The sequence below is a fragment of the Streptomyces sp. NPDC046465 genome (genome assembly GCF_040646035.1).
Lineage (GTDB): Bacteria > Actinomycetota > Actinomycetes > Streptomycetales > Streptomycetaceae > Streptomyces.
Window position 1 is genome coordinate 340,887 of record NZ_JBEYZK010000001.1, and the last position, 14,367, is coordinate 355,253.

At 73.3% G+C, this 14,367-nt stretch carries 13 protein-coding genes; 12 read left to right on the forward strand and 1 reads right to left on the reverse strand.

Annotation, left to right across the window (positions count from 1 at the left end; translation table 11 throughout):
* Nucleotides 1-117 precede the first annotated feature (117 nt).
* Genes ABZ953_RS01570 through ABZ953_RS01610 form a run of 9 tightly spaced genes read left to right on the forward strand, consistent with a single transcriptional unit; the run spans nucleotide 118 to nucleotide 11,249 of the window.
* Nucleotides 118-1,302: a glycosyltransferase family 4 protein gene (locus ABZ953_RS01570; RefSeq protein ID WP_361714872.1), complete on the forward strand. Its 1,185-nt coding sequence runs from the start codon at nucleotides 118-120 to the stop codon at nucleotides 1,300-1,302.
* On the forward strand, nucleotides 1,299-2,018 hold the full coding sequence (locus ABZ953_RS01575) for a class I SAM-dependent methyltransferase (RefSeq protein WP_361714875.1): 720 nt from the start codon (nucleotides 1,299-1,301) through the stop codon (nucleotides 2,016-2,018). The genes ABZ953_RS01570 and ABZ953_RS01575 overlap by 4 nt, the downstream gene beginning before the upstream one ends.
* Nucleotides 2,015-6,403 (forward strand): DUF3367 domain-containing protein, encoded by a 4,389-nt coding sequence (locus tag ABZ953_RS01580; protein ID WP_361715640.1) that lies wholly within the window; start codon nucleotides 2,015-2,017, stop codon nucleotides 6,401-6,403. The genes ABZ953_RS01575 and ABZ953_RS01580 overlap by 4 nt, the downstream gene beginning before the upstream one ends.
* Complete coding sequence (locus ABZ953_RS01585; RefSeq protein ID WP_361714878.1) at nucleotides 6,400-7,935, forward strand: condensation protein; 1,536 nt, start codon at nucleotides 6,400-6,402, stop codon at nucleotides 7,933-7,935. Before ABZ953_RS01580 ends, ABZ953_RS01585 begins: the two co-directional genes overlap by 4 nt.
* Nucleotides 7,932-8,675, forward strand: a complete 744-nt coding sequence (locus ABZ953_RS01590; protein ID WP_361714881.1) for a class I SAM-dependent methyltransferase — start codon at nucleotides 7,932-7,934, stop codon at nucleotides 8,673-8,675. The genes ABZ953_RS01585 and ABZ953_RS01590 overlap by 4 nt, the downstream gene beginning before the upstream one ends.
* A gap of 17 nt (nucleotides 8,676-8,692) precedes the next feature.
* The gene (locus tag ABZ953_RS01595; RefSeq protein ID WP_361715643.1) at nucleotides 8,693-9,601 is read left to right on the forward strand and encodes a hypothetical protein; all 909 of its coding nucleotides are present in this window, start codon (nucleotides 8,693-8,695) and stop codon (nucleotides 9,599-9,601) included.
* Entirely contained in the window at nucleotides 9,598-9,825 is a 228-nt protein-coding gene (locus ABZ953_RS01600; RefSeq protein ID WP_361714884.1) for a Trm112 family protein, read from the forward strand. Before ABZ953_RS01595 ends, ABZ953_RS01600 begins: the two co-directional genes overlap by 4 nt.
* Nucleotides 9,826-9,874: 49 nt before the next feature.
* Nucleotides 9,875-10,675, forward strand: a complete 801-nt coding sequence (locus ABZ953_RS01605; RefSeq protein WP_361714887.1) for an FkbM family methyltransferase — start codon at nucleotides 9,875-9,877, stop codon at nucleotides 10,673-10,675.
* Nucleotides 10,656-11,249, forward strand: coding sequence for a hypothetical protein (locus tag ABZ953_RS01610; RefSeq protein WP_361714890.1), 594 nt, complete (start codon nucleotides 10,656-10,658; stop codon nucleotides 11,247-11,249). The genes ABZ953_RS01605 and ABZ953_RS01610 overlap by 20 nt, the downstream gene beginning before the upstream one ends.
* On the opposite strand, the gene ABZ953_RS01615 is transcribed toward ABZ953_RS01610, so the two are convergent.
* Nucleotides 11,239-11,550 carry a hypothetical protein gene (locus tag ABZ953_RS01615; protein ID WP_361714893.1) on the reverse strand — a complete coding sequence of 104 codons (312 nt, stop codon included), beginning with the start codon at nucleotides 11,548-11,550 and terminating at the stop codon, nucleotides 11,239-11,241. The genes ABZ953_RS01610 and ABZ953_RS01615 overlap by 11 nt on opposite strands.
* A 166-nt stretch (nucleotides 11,551-11,716) precedes the next feature.
* On the opposite strand from ABZ953_RS01615, the gene ABZ953_RS01620 reads away from it, so the two are divergent.
* The 3 genes from ABZ953_RS01620 (at nucleotide 11,717) to ABZ953_RS01630 (ending at nucleotide 14,356) form a co-directional block, all read left to right on the forward strand.
* On the forward strand, nucleotides 11,717-12,622 hold the full coding sequence (locus ABZ953_RS01620) for a LysR family transcriptional regulator (protein ID WP_361714896.1): 906 nt from the start codon (nucleotides 11,717-11,719) through the stop codon (nucleotides 12,620-12,622).
* A gap of 97 nt (nucleotides 12,623-12,719) precedes the next feature.
* On the forward strand, nucleotides 12,720-13,289 hold the full coding sequence (locus tag ABZ953_RS01625) for a cysteine dioxygenase family protein (protein WP_361714899.1): 570 nt from the start codon (nucleotides 12,720-12,722) through the stop codon (nucleotides 13,287-13,289).
* The gene (locus ABZ953_RS01630; protein WP_361714902.1) at nucleotides 13,289-14,356 is read left to right on the forward strand and encodes a putative sulfate exporter family transporter; all 1,068 of its coding nucleotides are present in this window, start codon (nucleotides 13,289-13,291) and stop codon (nucleotides 14,354-14,356) included. The genes ABZ953_RS01625 and ABZ953_RS01630 overlap by 1 nt, the downstream gene beginning before the upstream one ends.
* Nucleotides 14,357-14,367: the final 11 nt, after the last annotated feature.

Below are 14,367 nucleotides of genomic sequence, written 5' to 3' on the forward strand. Positions count from 1 at the left end.
CCCGCACGGCCCCGCTCCACCCCGCTCCACCCCGCAGGATCCAGCAGAACCCAGTAGGACCGTTCTTCCCGACCGGACCCCCCACAGTTCCGCACCCTGAGACGAGTTGGAGCACGCATGCCCCAGCACGTACCGCCCTCGCTGCGCGCGGCCACCCCACGGCGCGCGCAGCGCCTTCCGGCGCCTCCCCCACACCCGCGCCGGATCGTCTTCCTCGCCCATCGCGACCTCGGCAACCCGGCCGCGGGCGGATCCGAACTCCTCGTCGACCGGCTCGCCGACGGACTCAGCAAACAGGGCCACCAAGTCACCCTGCTGTGCGGCGGACCCGCCGCCTACCGCGACTACCGCGTGGTCTCCGCGGGCAGCGACAAGGGCCACTACCTGCGGGCGCGCGCCGCGTTCGCCCGGCAGATCGGCGACTGCGACCTGCTCGTCGAGGTCTGCAACGGCATGCCGTACCTGGCGCCGCTGTGGCACCGCGGGCCCACCCTCTGCCTGGTCAACCACGTCCACACCGACCTGTGGGGAATGCGCTTCCAGGGCGCGCTCGCCCCTGCCGCCCGGCTCGGCCGCAGACTGGAACACTGGGCCCTCTCGGGGGCGCAGCGCGGCAACCTCCTGGTGGCCGTCTCGCCGTCGACCGCCACGGCGCTGCGCGGCATCGGCGTCGAGCGCGAGCGCATCCGGATCGTGCACAACGGCGTCGAGGAGCCGGGGCCGCTGCACGCCCGCTCCGACGAACCGCTGTTCCTGGCGATGGGCCGACTCGTCGAGTACAAGCGGATCGATCTGCTGCTGCGCCTGTGGGAGCGCGTCAGACCCGTCACGGGCGGCCGGCTCGTGATCGTGGGCGACGGCCCCGAGCGCCGCAGACTGGAGCAACTGGCCGGTACCGCCGTCGAGTTCAAGGGCCACGTCTCCGAGGCGGAGAAGCACCGGCTGCTCTGCGAGGCCTGGATGCTGCTCCATCCCTCGGCCGTGGAGGGCTGGGGGCTCGTCATCACGGAGGCGGCGACGCGCTCGACGCCCTCGATCGGTTTCGACGTCCCCGGCGTGCGCGACTCCATCGAGGACGGTGTGACGGGCCTGCTCGCGCGGGGCGAGAGTTCCTTCGCCGCCGCCTGGTGCACGCTGGCGCTCAGCGCCGAGCGCCGCAGGTCGCTCGGCAAAGCCGCCGGTGAGCGGGCCACCCAGTTCCGCTGGGGCAACACGGTGCGGCAGTTCCAGGCGGTGGCGGCCGAGGCGGCCGCCGCGCACCTGGCGGCCCCGGGTCCCCCGATACCCCAGGGGTCTGTGTGAAGGACCCGTCGCTGCGCCGTTCCGCCACCCTGTTCCGGGCCTTCCTGCGCGAGCAGCAGGAGCCCGAACGCTGCTACACGCTCCTCGCCCGTGACGCCGCCGACCAGGTCGAGGCGTACGGCCCGGTCGAGGGACGGGTCGTCGTCGATGTCGGCGGCGGGGGCGGCTACTTCACCGAGGAGTTCCGGCGGCGCGGCGCGCAGTGCTTCCTCTTCGAGCCGGATCCGGCCGAGTGGGGGGCCAAGCCGCCCGAGGGGGCGGTGGTGGCCGACGGGTACCTGCTGCCCCTCGCGGACGGCGTCGCCGACGTCACGTTCTCCTCGAACGTCCTGGAGCACGTCGACGACCCGCAGACGTTCCTGAGCGAGCTGGTCCGGGTGACCAGGACCGGCGGGCTCATCTACGTCTCGTTCACCAACTGGTACTCCCCGTGGGGCGGCCACGAGTGGGCGCCCTGGCACTACCTGGGCGCGGGCCGGGCCCGCGCCCGCTACGAGCGGCGCACCGGGCGGGCCGCGAAGCACACGCTCGGCGAGAACCTCTTCGCGCACCACGTCGGAACGACCCTGCGCCAGGTGCGGGAGCGCACCGACGTGGACGTCGTGTCGGCGCGCTCCCGCTACTGGCCGTTCCTGGCCGGGGCGATCACCAAAGTGCCGGGTGTGCGCGAGGTCGCGACCTGGAACCTCCTCCTCATCCTCAGGCGGTGTCCATGACCACGGTCCAGGCCCCACCCCCGGCGGCCGTAAGACCCACGACCGATGCCCCTGAACCCTCGCGGGGGCCGCGCTCGCGGCGCTGGTTGCTGGGGTTCTGGGCCGTGGTGTTCGTGGCGTTCCTCGCGGTGCAGCCGGGGCGGATGACGTTCGACACCAAGCTCGGTGTCACCGTCGACCCCTGGCAGTTCCTCTCCGACCTGGGCCAGTTGTGGCACGACCGGGGCGGCTTCGGCGGGATCCAGGACCAGTACGTCGGCTACGCCTTCCCGATGCTGCCGTTCTACGGCCTGGCGAAACTCGTGCACCTGCCGGTGTGGCTGGCCGAGCGGCTCTGGCTCTCGCTGATCGTGACGGCGGCGTTCTGGGGGGCGATGCGGCTCGCCGAGCGCCTCGGCATCGGCAGCCGTAACAGCCGTCTCCTTGGCGCGCTGGTGTTCGCGCTGTGGCCGACGTTCACCATCGTGGTCGGCTCGACGTCGGCGGCCGCGCTGCCCGGCGCGGTGCTGCCGTGGGTGCTGCTGCCGCTGACCGACGAGCGGATCAGCGCGCGCCTCGCCGCGTGCCGCTCGGCGCTGATCATCCCGTTCATGGGCGGCGTGAACGCGGCGGCGACGCTCGCCTCGCTGCTGCCCGTGGGCCTCTATCTCCTCTCCAGGCCGAACGGCCCGCGCAAGCGGAAGCTGATCACCTGGTGGGTGCCGGGCGTCGTCCTGGCCACCGCCTGGTGGGTGGTGCCGCTGCTGATGCTCGGCATCCACGGCGAGAACTTCCTGCCGTACGTGGAGAACGCGGCCACCACGACGGGCACGATGTCGGCGACGGAGACCCTGCGCGGCGCGGGCAACTGGGTCGCGTACCTGCACTTCGGCGAGGCCTGGCTGCCCGCGGGCTGGACGGTGGCGACCGCTGTCGTGGCCGTCGTCTGCTCGGCGCTCGGCGCGGCGCTCGGTCTCGCGGGCCTGGCCCGGCGCGATCTGCCGGAGCGGCGCTGGCTGGTCCTGACCGTCCTCTCCGTCGTCCTGGTGACGCTCGCCGGGTACGGCGGGGCATTCGGGGCGCCGTTCCACGGGACCGTCCAGTCCTGGCTGAACGGCGGCCTCGTCCCCTTCCGCAACATCTACAAGTTCCAGACGGGTCTGGCCCTCGCGCTCGCCTTCGGCCTGATGCACCTGGTGGGCGTGGCGGCCCAGGCGCGCGGTGCGCGGCCGGTGCGCGGCAGGCGGTACGCGCCGCTGATCGCCGCGGTCCTCGTGCTGCCCGGCCTGGCGTTGCCGTATCTCAACGGCTCGATCCTGCAGCCGGGTTCGTTCAAGAAGCTGCCGACGTACTGGCAGGCGACGGCCGACTGGCTGGAGAAGTACTCCCCCGACTCCCGTGCGCTCGTCGTCCCGGCGACCGCGCACGGCATCTACACCTGGGGCTCCCCCATCGACCAGCCCCTCGACGTGCTCGCCGACTCGCGCTGGGCGCAGCGCGACTACGTGCCGTTCGGCACGCCGGGCAACCGCCGCGCGATGGACGCGGTCGAGCAGGCGCTGATGACCGGCGGCCGAGTGCCGGGCCTGCGCGACTACTTGACGCGCGCCGGTCTCTACTACGTCGTCGTACGCAACGACCTCGACCCCGACCAGGTCGGCCACGTCCCGTCCGCGACGGTGAAGCGCACCCTGGAGGAGTCGGGCTTCAGCCGGGTGACGGGCCTCGGCCCGACCGAGACCGACGGGACGATCCACCACGACACCCCGCTCCAGATCGAGGGGCTCTACCCGCGCCAGCGCGCCGTGGAGATCTACGCCCCCGGCAAGGGCGCCGAGCGCCCCGGCCAGGCGGGCCTGAAGCCGGTCGCCAACACGGCGGTCGTCAGCGGCGGCCCGGAGTCCCTGCTCCCGCTCTCCGCCGACCCGACGATGCGGGATCGCCCGACCGTCCTGACCGGCGACAACCATCCGGGCGTCGGGGCGCCGGGGCTACAGGTGGTCGGCGACGGCCTGCGCCGCGCCGACACCCGCTTCGGCCTGGTCAACACCAACACCTCGTACACGTACACGCGCGACGAGCGGAACGCGGTCGACGCGCAGCAGGACGCGGGCAAGAAGCCGCACCAGATCCTGCCGACCAAGGGGATCGAGCACCAGACGACGGCGGAGCTGCGCGGCGCCAAGTCGGTCTCGGCGTCCAGCTACGGCAACTGGCTCTTCCACCTGCCGCAGTACGACCCGGTGAACGCCTTCGACGGCAACCCGGCCACGGCCTGGGCCGAGGGCAACGCCGATTCGGCGGACGGCGAGTGGATCAAGGCCGAGTTCCGCTCCGCGGTCCAGGTCCCGGCCTCCTTCCGCGTCACGCCGCTGCCGCAGGACGGTGTGCGGTCCGCGCCGACCCGGGTGCGTGTGGAGACGGAGCGGGGCAGCGTCACCAGCGATCTCCAGCCGAACGGCATGGCGCAGCGGATCAAGGCCCGCGAGGGCGCCACGAAGTGGATCAAGATCACGATCCTGGACACCCAGGTGGCGAGCCCCGGTCTGGCGGGCGCGGGCTTCGCGGAGATCAGCATCCCCGACGTGCGCGTCACCAAGCTCCTCCAACTCCCCACGGACGCCGAGAAGTCGACCGACGCCGGCGCGAAGACGTACTCGATGCACCGCTCCAGCGACCCGAGCGCCCTCTCGCCGGTGAACTCCGAGGCGGGCCTGCACCGCCGCTTCACGACGGCGGGCGACGGCGCGTACACGTTCAAGGCGAGCGCGGTGGCCGTGCCGGGCGCCGAACTGGACGAACTGCTCTACAAGGTCGCCCCCGAGCAGGAACAGCAGATCATCGCCACCGCGGACGCCACGGCGAAGCTCGGCACCGGCCTGTCGCCGCGCAACCTCACGGACGGCGATCTGACGACGGCCTGGATCGCGGGCTCCACCGACCGCCCGGTGATCCACCTCAAATGGCCGGACAAACAGCCGGTGGGCGAGATCGTGCTGCCCGCAGCGGGCGGCCTGTCCACCCGCCCCGTGAAGATCGAGATCAGCTCGCCGGACGGCGCGGCGACCGCGGGCGTCGACGAGAACGGCCAGGCCCGCTTCACTCCGATCACCACCGATCAGATGGACATCACCATCACGGAGACCGCGCCGCTGACCGTGCACAACCCGGTCGCGGACAGCGACCTCCAACTGCCCGTCGGCCTCACCGAGGTGTACGTCCCCGCGCTCGACAAGTACCGGACGCCGCAGCCCGCGGCCGACGAGCGCTTCTCGCTGCCCTGCGGCCAGGGCCCGGTGATGTCGATCGACGGCGAGCTGTACGAGACGAGCGCCAAGGGCAAGGTCCAGGACCTCACCGACCGGCGCCCGGTCGACATCACGCTCTGCCGACGCGGCGACAAGGACCCCGAGGTCCGGCTCGACGCGGGGGCGCACAGCGTGGAGACGGGCGACGCGGGCCCGCTCGCCGTCATGGACGCGTCGCTGACCCTCGGCACACCGACCGCGCCCGACACCACCTCGCGCGAACTGAAGGTCAAGGACTGGCTCGGCGACCGCCGCGAGCTCACGGTCGGTTCGGGCGCGGCCTCGTACCTCACGACGTACGAGAACGAGAACGACGGCTGGAAGGCCGAGCTCAACGGCAAGGAACTGACCTCGGTCCGGCTCGACGGCTGGCAGCAGGGCTGGCTCGTGCCGCAGGGCGAGGGCGGCACGGTCAAACTGAGCTACGAGCCGTCGCAGATCTACGAGATCGGGCTGATCCTGGCCGGTGTCGGCGTCCTCACGCTGATCGCCCTGGCGGTGCTGTGGCGCCGCGAGCGGAACCACGAGGCCCCCTCCCCCGCGCCGCCCGCCCCCGGCCTGATCCTCGGCACGGTGGCGCTCACGCTGGTGGCCGCGGTCGTCGCGGGCCCCTTCGCCCTGCTTGTCCCCGCCCTCGCGCTGCTCGCCCGATGGCGCCACGCGCTCCTGGTGCCGCTCGCGTTCCTCGCGATGACCGGCGCGGGCATCGCGGCGGCGACGGGCGCGGGGGAAGCGGTCACGGCGGACGAGGGAGCGTTCGGCCGTCCGGCCCAACTCCTCGCTCTCATCGCGCTGTTCGCGGCCCTGGTGTCGGTACGGGAGACACCGCCGCGCGCCGCGGATACGTTGGAGTACGGCCCGGTCGGCCCACCGCCGTACGCACCCGGTCCCGATCCCGACCCCGCGACGCCGCCCCTGCCCCGCCGCAAGCGCGACCCGGACACCCCGCCCGATGCGCCCCACCACGACGCGGGCCCGACCGTATCGGCCAGGGGCCCCGCCTCGGCCCAGCCGGAGCCCGCGCCGCCGGGCGCCAGAACCGTGCGCTTCCCGCGACGCAGGCGACCGTCCACGACAGCAGAAGGCACCCAGCGATGACCGCACTGGAACACCCCGCACGACGGCCGGGCGGCCCCGCACGGCCGCGGGACCGCGTGCCGTTCCCCGTCGTCGACGAGGTCTCCCGGCACTGCCTCCAGGAGGAGGAGCCGGAGACCGTGCACATCGAGGTGCACCTGCCGGGCACCCCGGACCCGGACCGCCTCACAGCAGCCTTCACCGAGGCCCTGCGCCGCCACCCCCGCATCCTGATGCGGGAGGCGCGGGGCCCGTGGTACCGCCGCCGCTACGAGTGGGAACTCACCGACACCCCCGACACCGAGGTGGTGACGTTCCCCGCCCCCGGCCCGGACGCCCTGAAACGAGCCCGCGAAAGGGCCCTGGCCGAGGCGCCACCCCTCTCCACCTCCCCACCCATCCGGCTTGAGGTGGTGGCACAACCCCCTCCCACGGGCGGCCGCGCATCCGAGCCGAGGGGACGTACCGGTATTTCCGCCCGGAGCACAGAGGCGCAAGCTCCGTCGGCCACAACCGAGGCAGAGTCGCAAGGATGGCGAGGACGGACATACCGGGGCGGCCCCGCCCCACAGCCGGAGGAGCGCACACCCGCACCCGCCCCCGGCTCCGTACTCCTCCTCACCATCAACCACACCGCCCTTGACGGCCCCGCCTGCCTCCGTGTCCTCGCCACCGCCGCCGAGCTCTACGGCGGCCGGGACAACTCCCCGGCGGCGCCCCCGACCCGTACCCCCACGAGCCCGGGAGCCCCCGGGGCCACCCCCGAACCGCCGCCCGACGCACCCTCCGGCTGGACACCCCCGGCACGGGTCGCCCGGGGCGCCCCGGAGCCCTCCCCGGGCAACGGGATGCTCGTGGCGGAGCTGCCGGTGCCCCGCCGCCCCAAGGGCTCGCCCTTCACCGTGAACGACCAGCTCATGGTCGCGACCGCGCTGATGATCGCTCACTGGAACCACGAACACGGCGCGCGCCCCCGCCCGTTCCGCATCACGATGCCCGTCGACGACCGCCCGCGCGACGCCACCATGCCGATCGGAAACGGCACCCGGCTGGTGGAAGTCCCCTTCGAGGCGGCCGAGTTGGCCATGCGGGACTGGACCCCGGAGGCCATCCACGACCTCCTGCGCCGCACCTCCGACCGCACCCGCGCCCTCAAGGCACTCCCCCGCCCCCAACTGGGCCACGGCGCAGCCCTCCTGACCGCGCCGGTGCTCCCCGTCACCCTCAGGGCCGCCGTCACCCGCGGCCTGCGCAGGGCGGCGGCGCCCTGGACGTCGACCACGCTCCTGAGCAACATCGGCCGCGTCCCGTACGCCCTCGACTTCGGCGACGCGGGCCGCGCGCACGCCGTGTGGTTCTCCGCACCGGCCCGCCTGCCCCGCGGCCTCACCGTGACCACCGCGTCGACGGCGGGCCGTCTGCACCTGGCGCTGCGCTGGTCGAAGACGCTGCTCAGCCACGGCGACGGCGCACACCTGCGCGACCTCTTCGAGCGCTACCTCCACGCGACGGAACACACCGAACCCCACCGGACCCACGGGGAGCCCACGTGACCACCGCGACCACCCAGCCCCAGCACCCCGCGGGCCTCCGGGACTTCTACGAGGACCCGGCCGTCCCCGTCGCCTCGGGAGACGCCCGAAGCCTCCGCCAGGCCCGCATCCTCGCCGCCGCACTGGGCCCCGCCACATCCCGTACCGCCACGGTCCTCGACATCGGCTGCGGCGACGGCACGGCAGCGGCGACCGCGGCGCCGCTCCTCGCGGGCCACCGCGTCATCGGCGTCGACTGGTCGCAGGACGCCCTGCGGCGCGCGCACGCCCGCCTGCCGTACGTCGTGCGGGGCGAACTCAGCGACGGCGGGCTGCCGTTCGCGTCCGGCGCCGCCGACGCAGTGCTGTTCAGCGAGGTCATCGAACACCTCGTCGATCCGGACAGCGCCCTCGACGAGCTCAGCAGGGTCCTCGCGCCGGGCGGGCACCTCATGCTCTCCACCCCCAACCTCGCCGCCTGGTACAACCGCGGGCTGCTCCTCGCCGGCGTACAGCCCGTCTTCTCCGAGGTGAGCCTGCGCGCCATCCACGGCCGCCCCGGCAAGGAGGTCGTGGGGCACCTGCGGCTGTACACGGCGCGCGCCCTGCGGGAGTTCGTCACGGCCGCGGGCTTCGAGGTGGTGCGGCTCTCCGGCGCGCCCTTCCACGGCGTACCGCGTCCGCTGCGCGCCCTGGACCGCCTTGCCTGCGCCGTGCCCGGCGCCGCATCGATCCTCCTGCTGCACGCCCGAAAGGTCTGAGGCCCGTGTGGTGGGGCGTGGCCGCGGCGCTGTTCGCGAACCTGCTCTACAGCACCGGATTCGTCCTGGAGAAGAAGGCGTTGACGGCCATGCAGGCGGTCAGCGTCCGCAACCCCGCGAAGCTCCTGAGGCAGGTGCTCGGCAGTCCGCTGTGGATCGGCGGCTCGCTCTCCCTCGCCGCGGGCTTCGGCGCCCAGCTCGCCGTGTACCGCACCCTGCCGATCGCCGCCGCGCAGGGCATCTTCGTCTCGGGCCTCGTCCTGCTCCTGCTGCTCTCCTCGGTGCTGCTCGGCGAGCGCACCTCGGGCCGGGAGCGGTACGCGGTCGGCGGCATCCTGATCGCGCTGCTCATGGTGGTCCTCTCGCTCAGCGAGGACAGCGACACGGTCAGCCGCAGCGCGCCCGTGGCGTTGATCCTCACGGTCTGCCTGCCGTCGCTCGCGGCGGGCGTCTGGCTGTACGGCTCCGCGGAGCGCCGCTCCAAGCACCGGCACCGGATGCCGACCGCCGGGGTCGAGTACGGCGTCGCGGTGGGCCTGCTCTACGGGGTGAGCTCGCTGGCCATCAAGGGCGTCTCCAGCTATCTGACGACGCGGGACATCGGCGGCGCGCTGGGCGACCTGCTGCGCTCGCCCTACCCCTATCTGCTGCTCTTCACGGGCGCGTTCGGCCTGGTCATGTCGCAGGCGGCCCTGCAGCGCTGCCGGGCGTCGCTGATCGTGCCGGTGTGCACGACGGTGACGTCACTGTTCACGGCGGTGCTCGGGACGCTCGCGTTCGGCGAGGCGCTGCCGCACGAGCCGGTGCGCCTCGCCCTGCGGATCACCGGCACGGTCCTCGCCGTCTCCGTGCTCCTCGCCATGCCGAAACACGACGACACCGCTCCCCGAACCGCCACCGCCCCCAAGGAGTTGACCAGCGGATGAACCCCGACGACCCGCTCCTGAAGATCCTCGCGTGCCCGCTGGACAAGGGCCCGCTGCACCTGCTGTCCCCGGCGGCACCCCTCGTACCGGAGGAGTCGCTGTACAACCCGCGGCTGCGCCGCCGCTATCCGGTTGTCGACGGCATCCCGCAGCTGCTGCCCTCCTCCGGCGAGCAGGTCCCGGACGACGAGCACGAACAGCTCCTCAAGCTGATGTCCCCGTGACGGCTGACGTCCCCGTGACGGCTGATGCCCCCATGACGAGAGGGTGCGCATGACCTTCGCCGCCCGCGTGGCGCCCTACGTCCCCGACCGGCTGATCGCCGCCCTGGCCCGGCTGGTCTACCCCCGCTTCGAACCGGAGCTCGCCCGCCTCGCCGACCTCTGCCCGCCGGGCTGCGGCACTGCCGTGGACGTCGGCGGCTGGTACGGCCCGTGGTCGCGCAGGCTCGCCTCGCGCGCGCGGCGCGTGGTGACCGTCGAGCCGGTGCCGCACCTGGCACGGCTGCTCGCCGCCAGCACGCCCCGCAACGTCCGGGTGGTCCAGGCAGCGGCGTCGGACCGACCCGGCACGGCCCGGCTCTGGCTGCCGCCCGGCGACCGGGGCGAGCGGGGCGTGTCGTCGCTGGTCCGGCGCGACATCCACGAGAACGCCGTCGACGTGCCGTGTCTGACCCTGGACGGGCTCGGCCTGCGGGACGTCCACTTCGTCAAGATCGACGTGGACGGCAACGAGCTGCGGGTGCTGCACGGCGCGCGGGAGCTGATCGCCCGCGACCGCCCGGCGCTCTTCATCGAGCTGGAGTCCCGCATCCAGCCGATCGCCCCGATCGTGGAGCTCCTGACCGGCCACGGCTACCGCGGCTGGGTCCTGCCGCGCGACACCTGGCTGCCGCTGGCCTCCTTCGACCTGGAGGCCCACCAGGCCGACACGTCGTACGTCGTCTCGCAGGGCCTCCTGCGCCGGGTCCTCACACCGAGACGCCCCCGGTACGTGAACTCGGTGCTGTTCCTTCCCGAAGGGCGCCGCCCCGGCGAGCGCGCGGTGCGCGACGATGGGGTGCATGCCCGCTAGCCCTTCCCGCGCCTCCGCCCCGTTCGGCGCGCTCGACTTCCAGCTCGTCCTGTTGCGCAGGATGGCCGACCACAACGCCGACCTGGTGGACGACGCCCGCCGCGACCTCGGCGTCTCCGTCGCCGAGATGCGCGAGGCCAACCGCCGCTGGCAGGCGATGGCGCGCTCGCCGCGCTCCCGGGGCGCCGCGTCCCGGTACCGCTCGGCGCTCGGCGCCCCGCAGACGGCCCGCCGCACCATCGGCGACCTGGAGTGCGAGGCGCTGCGCTGGCCGGTCCCGCTCTGGCCGGAGCTGCGCTTCGAGGTCCTGCTCGCGCCGAACGGCGCGGTGTGGAACGAGTGGCTTGTGCGCGCTCCCGGCGCCCCGGCGCCGGAGCTCCGCACGGTCGAGGACCTCACGCCGTGGTCCTGCACGGTCGACGAGGCGGCCCGCGCCTTCGCCCCGGCGCGCCCCATGGAGGGCACCGCCCCGACCCGGTGGGGGCTCCTGTTCGAGGCACCGGACGCGCGGGGCGAACGGCGGCCCTACGCGGCGGAGTTCACGTGGGGGCTGCTACAGCGGGTCAGAGAATGAAGACGCTCCGCGCCGTCTCCGTCAGGTAGGTGACGCCCGGATACACGAGCTCCTCGACCTGGCCGGTACAGCGCGGCCCGGTGTGGACCTCGGCGATGGCGTCGGTGTGATTCGTCACCGAGCTCGGGAAGCGGGGCACGGCGAAGCAGCCGCCGGGATTCTGGTGGCCGCGGCCGTTGACGATCAGGACGCCCTGCGCCGCGTACGCACAGGCCGGTACGGAGAGCGCCAGTGCCGCGGCCGTCACGAGCGCCCCGAGCGCCGTGGTCACCTTCGTCTTCGTCGTGCGTCGTCGCGTCATGTGCGTGCCCTCCACCGCGCGGACCGCTCACGACGCGCTCCGCTGAAGTCACCCAAGGTAGCGGTTCGAGCACGTCACGTAACCAACCCGTAATCGCCGTGCCCGCGAGGCAAAAGCCCGGACCCGGCCTTGTTCGCCGACTCCAACATCTGCTTATGATTCAACGGTGTTCGATTCACGGCACATCAAGACGTTCCACGAGGTGGTCCGCTCCGGTTCGTACTCGGCGGCCGCCCGCACTCTCGGCTATACGCAGCCGGCGATCACCCAGCAGATGAAGGCCCTCGAACGGTCCGTCGGCACCCCGCTGTTCACCCGCGTCGGCCGCCGCATGCGCCTCACGGAGGCCGGTGAGGCGCTGTCCCGGCACGCGGGGATCATCCTGGACGACATCTCCGCCGCTCAGCAGCAGATGACCGCGATCACCCGGCTGCGCTCGGGGCGGGTACGGGTCTGCGCGTTCCCCAGCGCGAACGCGACCCTCATCCCGGAGGCCCTGGCCCGGCTCGCCACGGGGCATCCGGGGGTGCGCGTGGAGCTCCTGGAGGACGAGCCGCCCGAATCGCTGCGGCGCGTGGTGCGCGGCGAGTGCGACATCACGCTCGCCTTCACCTATCCGGGACTGCACGACGAAGTGCCCGATGAGCTGGTCGAGATCCCGCTGATGGAGGACCAGCTGACCGTGCTGCTGCCCGCCGGGCACCGGATGGCGCGCCAGCGTTCGGTCAAGCTCGCCGAGCTGGCGGAGGAGCGGTGGATCGCGGGCTGCCCGCGCTGTCGCGCCAACTTCCTGCACGAGTGCGCCGAGCTGGGCTTCGCACCTGACATCGCCTTCACGACCGACGACAACCTGGTGGTGCAGAGTCTGGTCGCCGAGGGCCTGGGCATCGCGATGATGCCGGGGCTCGTCCTGAACTTCCTCTGCCACGGCAAGGTGACGGGCCGCGCCCTGGACCCTGCCTCGCGGCGCCAGGTGTCGGCGTACGTCCTCAAGGACCATCTGCGGATACCGGCCACCGCGCTCGTCCTCGACGAACTGAGGACCGTCGCCGCGAACCGCGTCGGCTGCTGACCGCCCGCCTGCCCTCCCTGATCCATAAGCAGAGTTTGGGGGGTGGCGAAAAGACTGTCGTTGGACGTGATGGATCGGGCGGCGCGACGCTGCCGGTATGAGCACTCCGACCGCGTACCGGGCCGCCCGGACCACAGAGCGCCTCGACACCCTCGTCGCCGACGTGCGCGAGGCCGTGGGGCGCGGCCTGCCTCCCGACCTGACCGCGTATCTGGTCGGCGAGCGGCTCGCCCCGCACCTCGGCGGCGCCGATCTGCTCACCGCCGAGCAGAGCGAGGGCGACCCCGACCACTACCGCCAGCACGTCCTGCACGCCGAGCAGGACGGCAGCTTCTCGATCGTGGCGCTCGTCTGGCTGCCGGGGCAGCGGACCTCCGTCCACGACCACGTGTCGTGGTGCGTGACCGGCGTGCACGAGGGCGAGGAGCAGGAGCGCCGCTACCGTCTCGTGCCCGCCGCCGGTCCTGGCGGCGCCGCCCGGCTCGTCGCCACCGAGGACGTCGTCAATCCGCAGGGCGCCGTCTGCGGCTTCGCACCGCCCGGCGACATCCACCGGGTGTGGAACGCCTGCGGGACGCGCGCGATATCGATCCACATCTACGGCGCGGACATCGCCCGGCTCGGCAGCAGCGTCCGCCGCGTGTACGAACTCCCGGCCGACCGGTAATGGCGCTGCTCGGGCAGCGCCCGACGACCCGTACGGCGCCGGCAGGGCCGCCCGTCGTACGCCCGCCCGGCAAGGCGGCGGGCCTGACGCTCGCCGCACTCGGCGTCGGTGTCGCCTGGGGCGTGCACCAGCTCGTGCCCGCTGTGCCGATGCTCACCGCCGCCGTGGTCCTCGGCATCGCGGCGGCCCACGTGCCGGGCGCCGCGCACGCGTTCGTGCGCGGCCCCGGCAAGGCAGGGCTCACGTTCGCCGGGAAGCGGCTGATGCGCGTCGGCGTCGTGCTGCTCGGTCTGAAGCTGAGCCTGGACGACGTGCTCGGGCTCGGCTGGGCGTCGGTCGCGATGGTCCTCTGCGTGGTCGCGGTCACCTTCTTCGGCACCTGGTGGCTGGGCCGCCGCATGGGGCTGCGCGGCGACCAGCCGCTCCTTATCGCCACCGGCTACTCGATCTGCGGCGCGTCCGCGATCGGCGCGGTCAGCGAGGTGTCCGAGAGCGACGAGCGGGACACGGCCACGTCGGTGGCGCTCGTGACCCTGTGCGGCACGCTCGCCATCGCCGTACTCCCCCTGCTCCAGCAGCCGTTGGGGCTCAGCGACGCGGAGTTCGGCCGCTGGGTCGGGGCGAGCGTGCACGACGTCGGGCAGGTCGTGGCGACCGCGCAGACCGCGGGCGCGGGGGCGCTCGGCGACGCGGTCCTGGTCAAGCTGATGCGGGTCGCGCTGCTCGCGCCGCTCGTCGCGGCGGTGGCGCTCTCGGTGCGGGCGCGGCGGCGCCACGGGCGCGGGGCCGAGGCCGCGGCGGGCACCAAACGGCCGCCCCTCGTGCCGCTGTTCGTCGTCGGCTTCCTCGCCATGGTCGCGCTGCGCACCACCGGGTGGCTGCCCGGCACGGCGATCGACGTCGCGCAGACGGCTCAGGAACTCCTGCTCGCCGCCGCCCTGTTCGGCCTGGGCAGCGCGGTCGACCTGCCGTCCCTGACCCGCACCGGCGGCCGGGTCGCGGCACTCGGGCTCGTCTCGTGGTTCGTGATCGCGGGGATCTCGTACGCGGGCGTGCTGCTGACCTGACCCGTTGGACA

Coding starts and splice junctions, on each gene's coding strand:
- ABZ953_RS01585 (WP_361714878.1), top strand. CDS start 6,400: ATGACCGCACTGGAACACCCCGCACGACGGCCGGGCGGCCCCGCACGG.
- ABZ953_RS01600 (WP_361714884.1), top strand. CDS start 9,598: ATGAACCCCGACGACCCGCTCCTGAAGATCCTCGCGTGCCCGCTGGAC.
- ABZ953_RS01625 (WP_361714899.1), top strand. CDS start 12,720: ATGAGCACTCCGACCGCGTACCGGGCCGCCCGGACCACAGAGCGCCTC.
- ABZ953_RS01570 (WP_361714872.1), top strand. CDS start 118: ATGCCCCAGCACGTACCGCCCTCGCTGCGCGCGGCCACCCCACGGCGC.
- ABZ953_RS01605 (WP_361714887.1), top strand. CDS start 9,875: ATGACCTTCGCCGCCCGCGTGGCGCCCTACGTCCCCGACCGGCTGATC.
- ABZ953_RS01580 (WP_361715640.1), top strand. CDS start 2,015: ATGACCACGGTCCAGGCCCCACCCCCGGCGGCCGTAAGACCCACGACC.
- ABZ953_RS01630 (WP_361714902.1), top strand. CDS start 13,289: ATGGCGCTGCTCGGGCAGCGCCCGACGACCCGTACGGCGCCGGCAGGG.
- ABZ953_RS01615 (WP_361714893.1), bottom strand. CDS start 11,550: ATGACGCGACGACGCACGACGAAGACGAAGGTGACCACGGCGCTCGGG.
- ABZ953_RS01610 (WP_361714890.1), top strand. CDS start 10,656: ATGGGGTGCATGCCCGCTAGCCCTTCCCGCGCCTCCGCCCCGTTCGGC.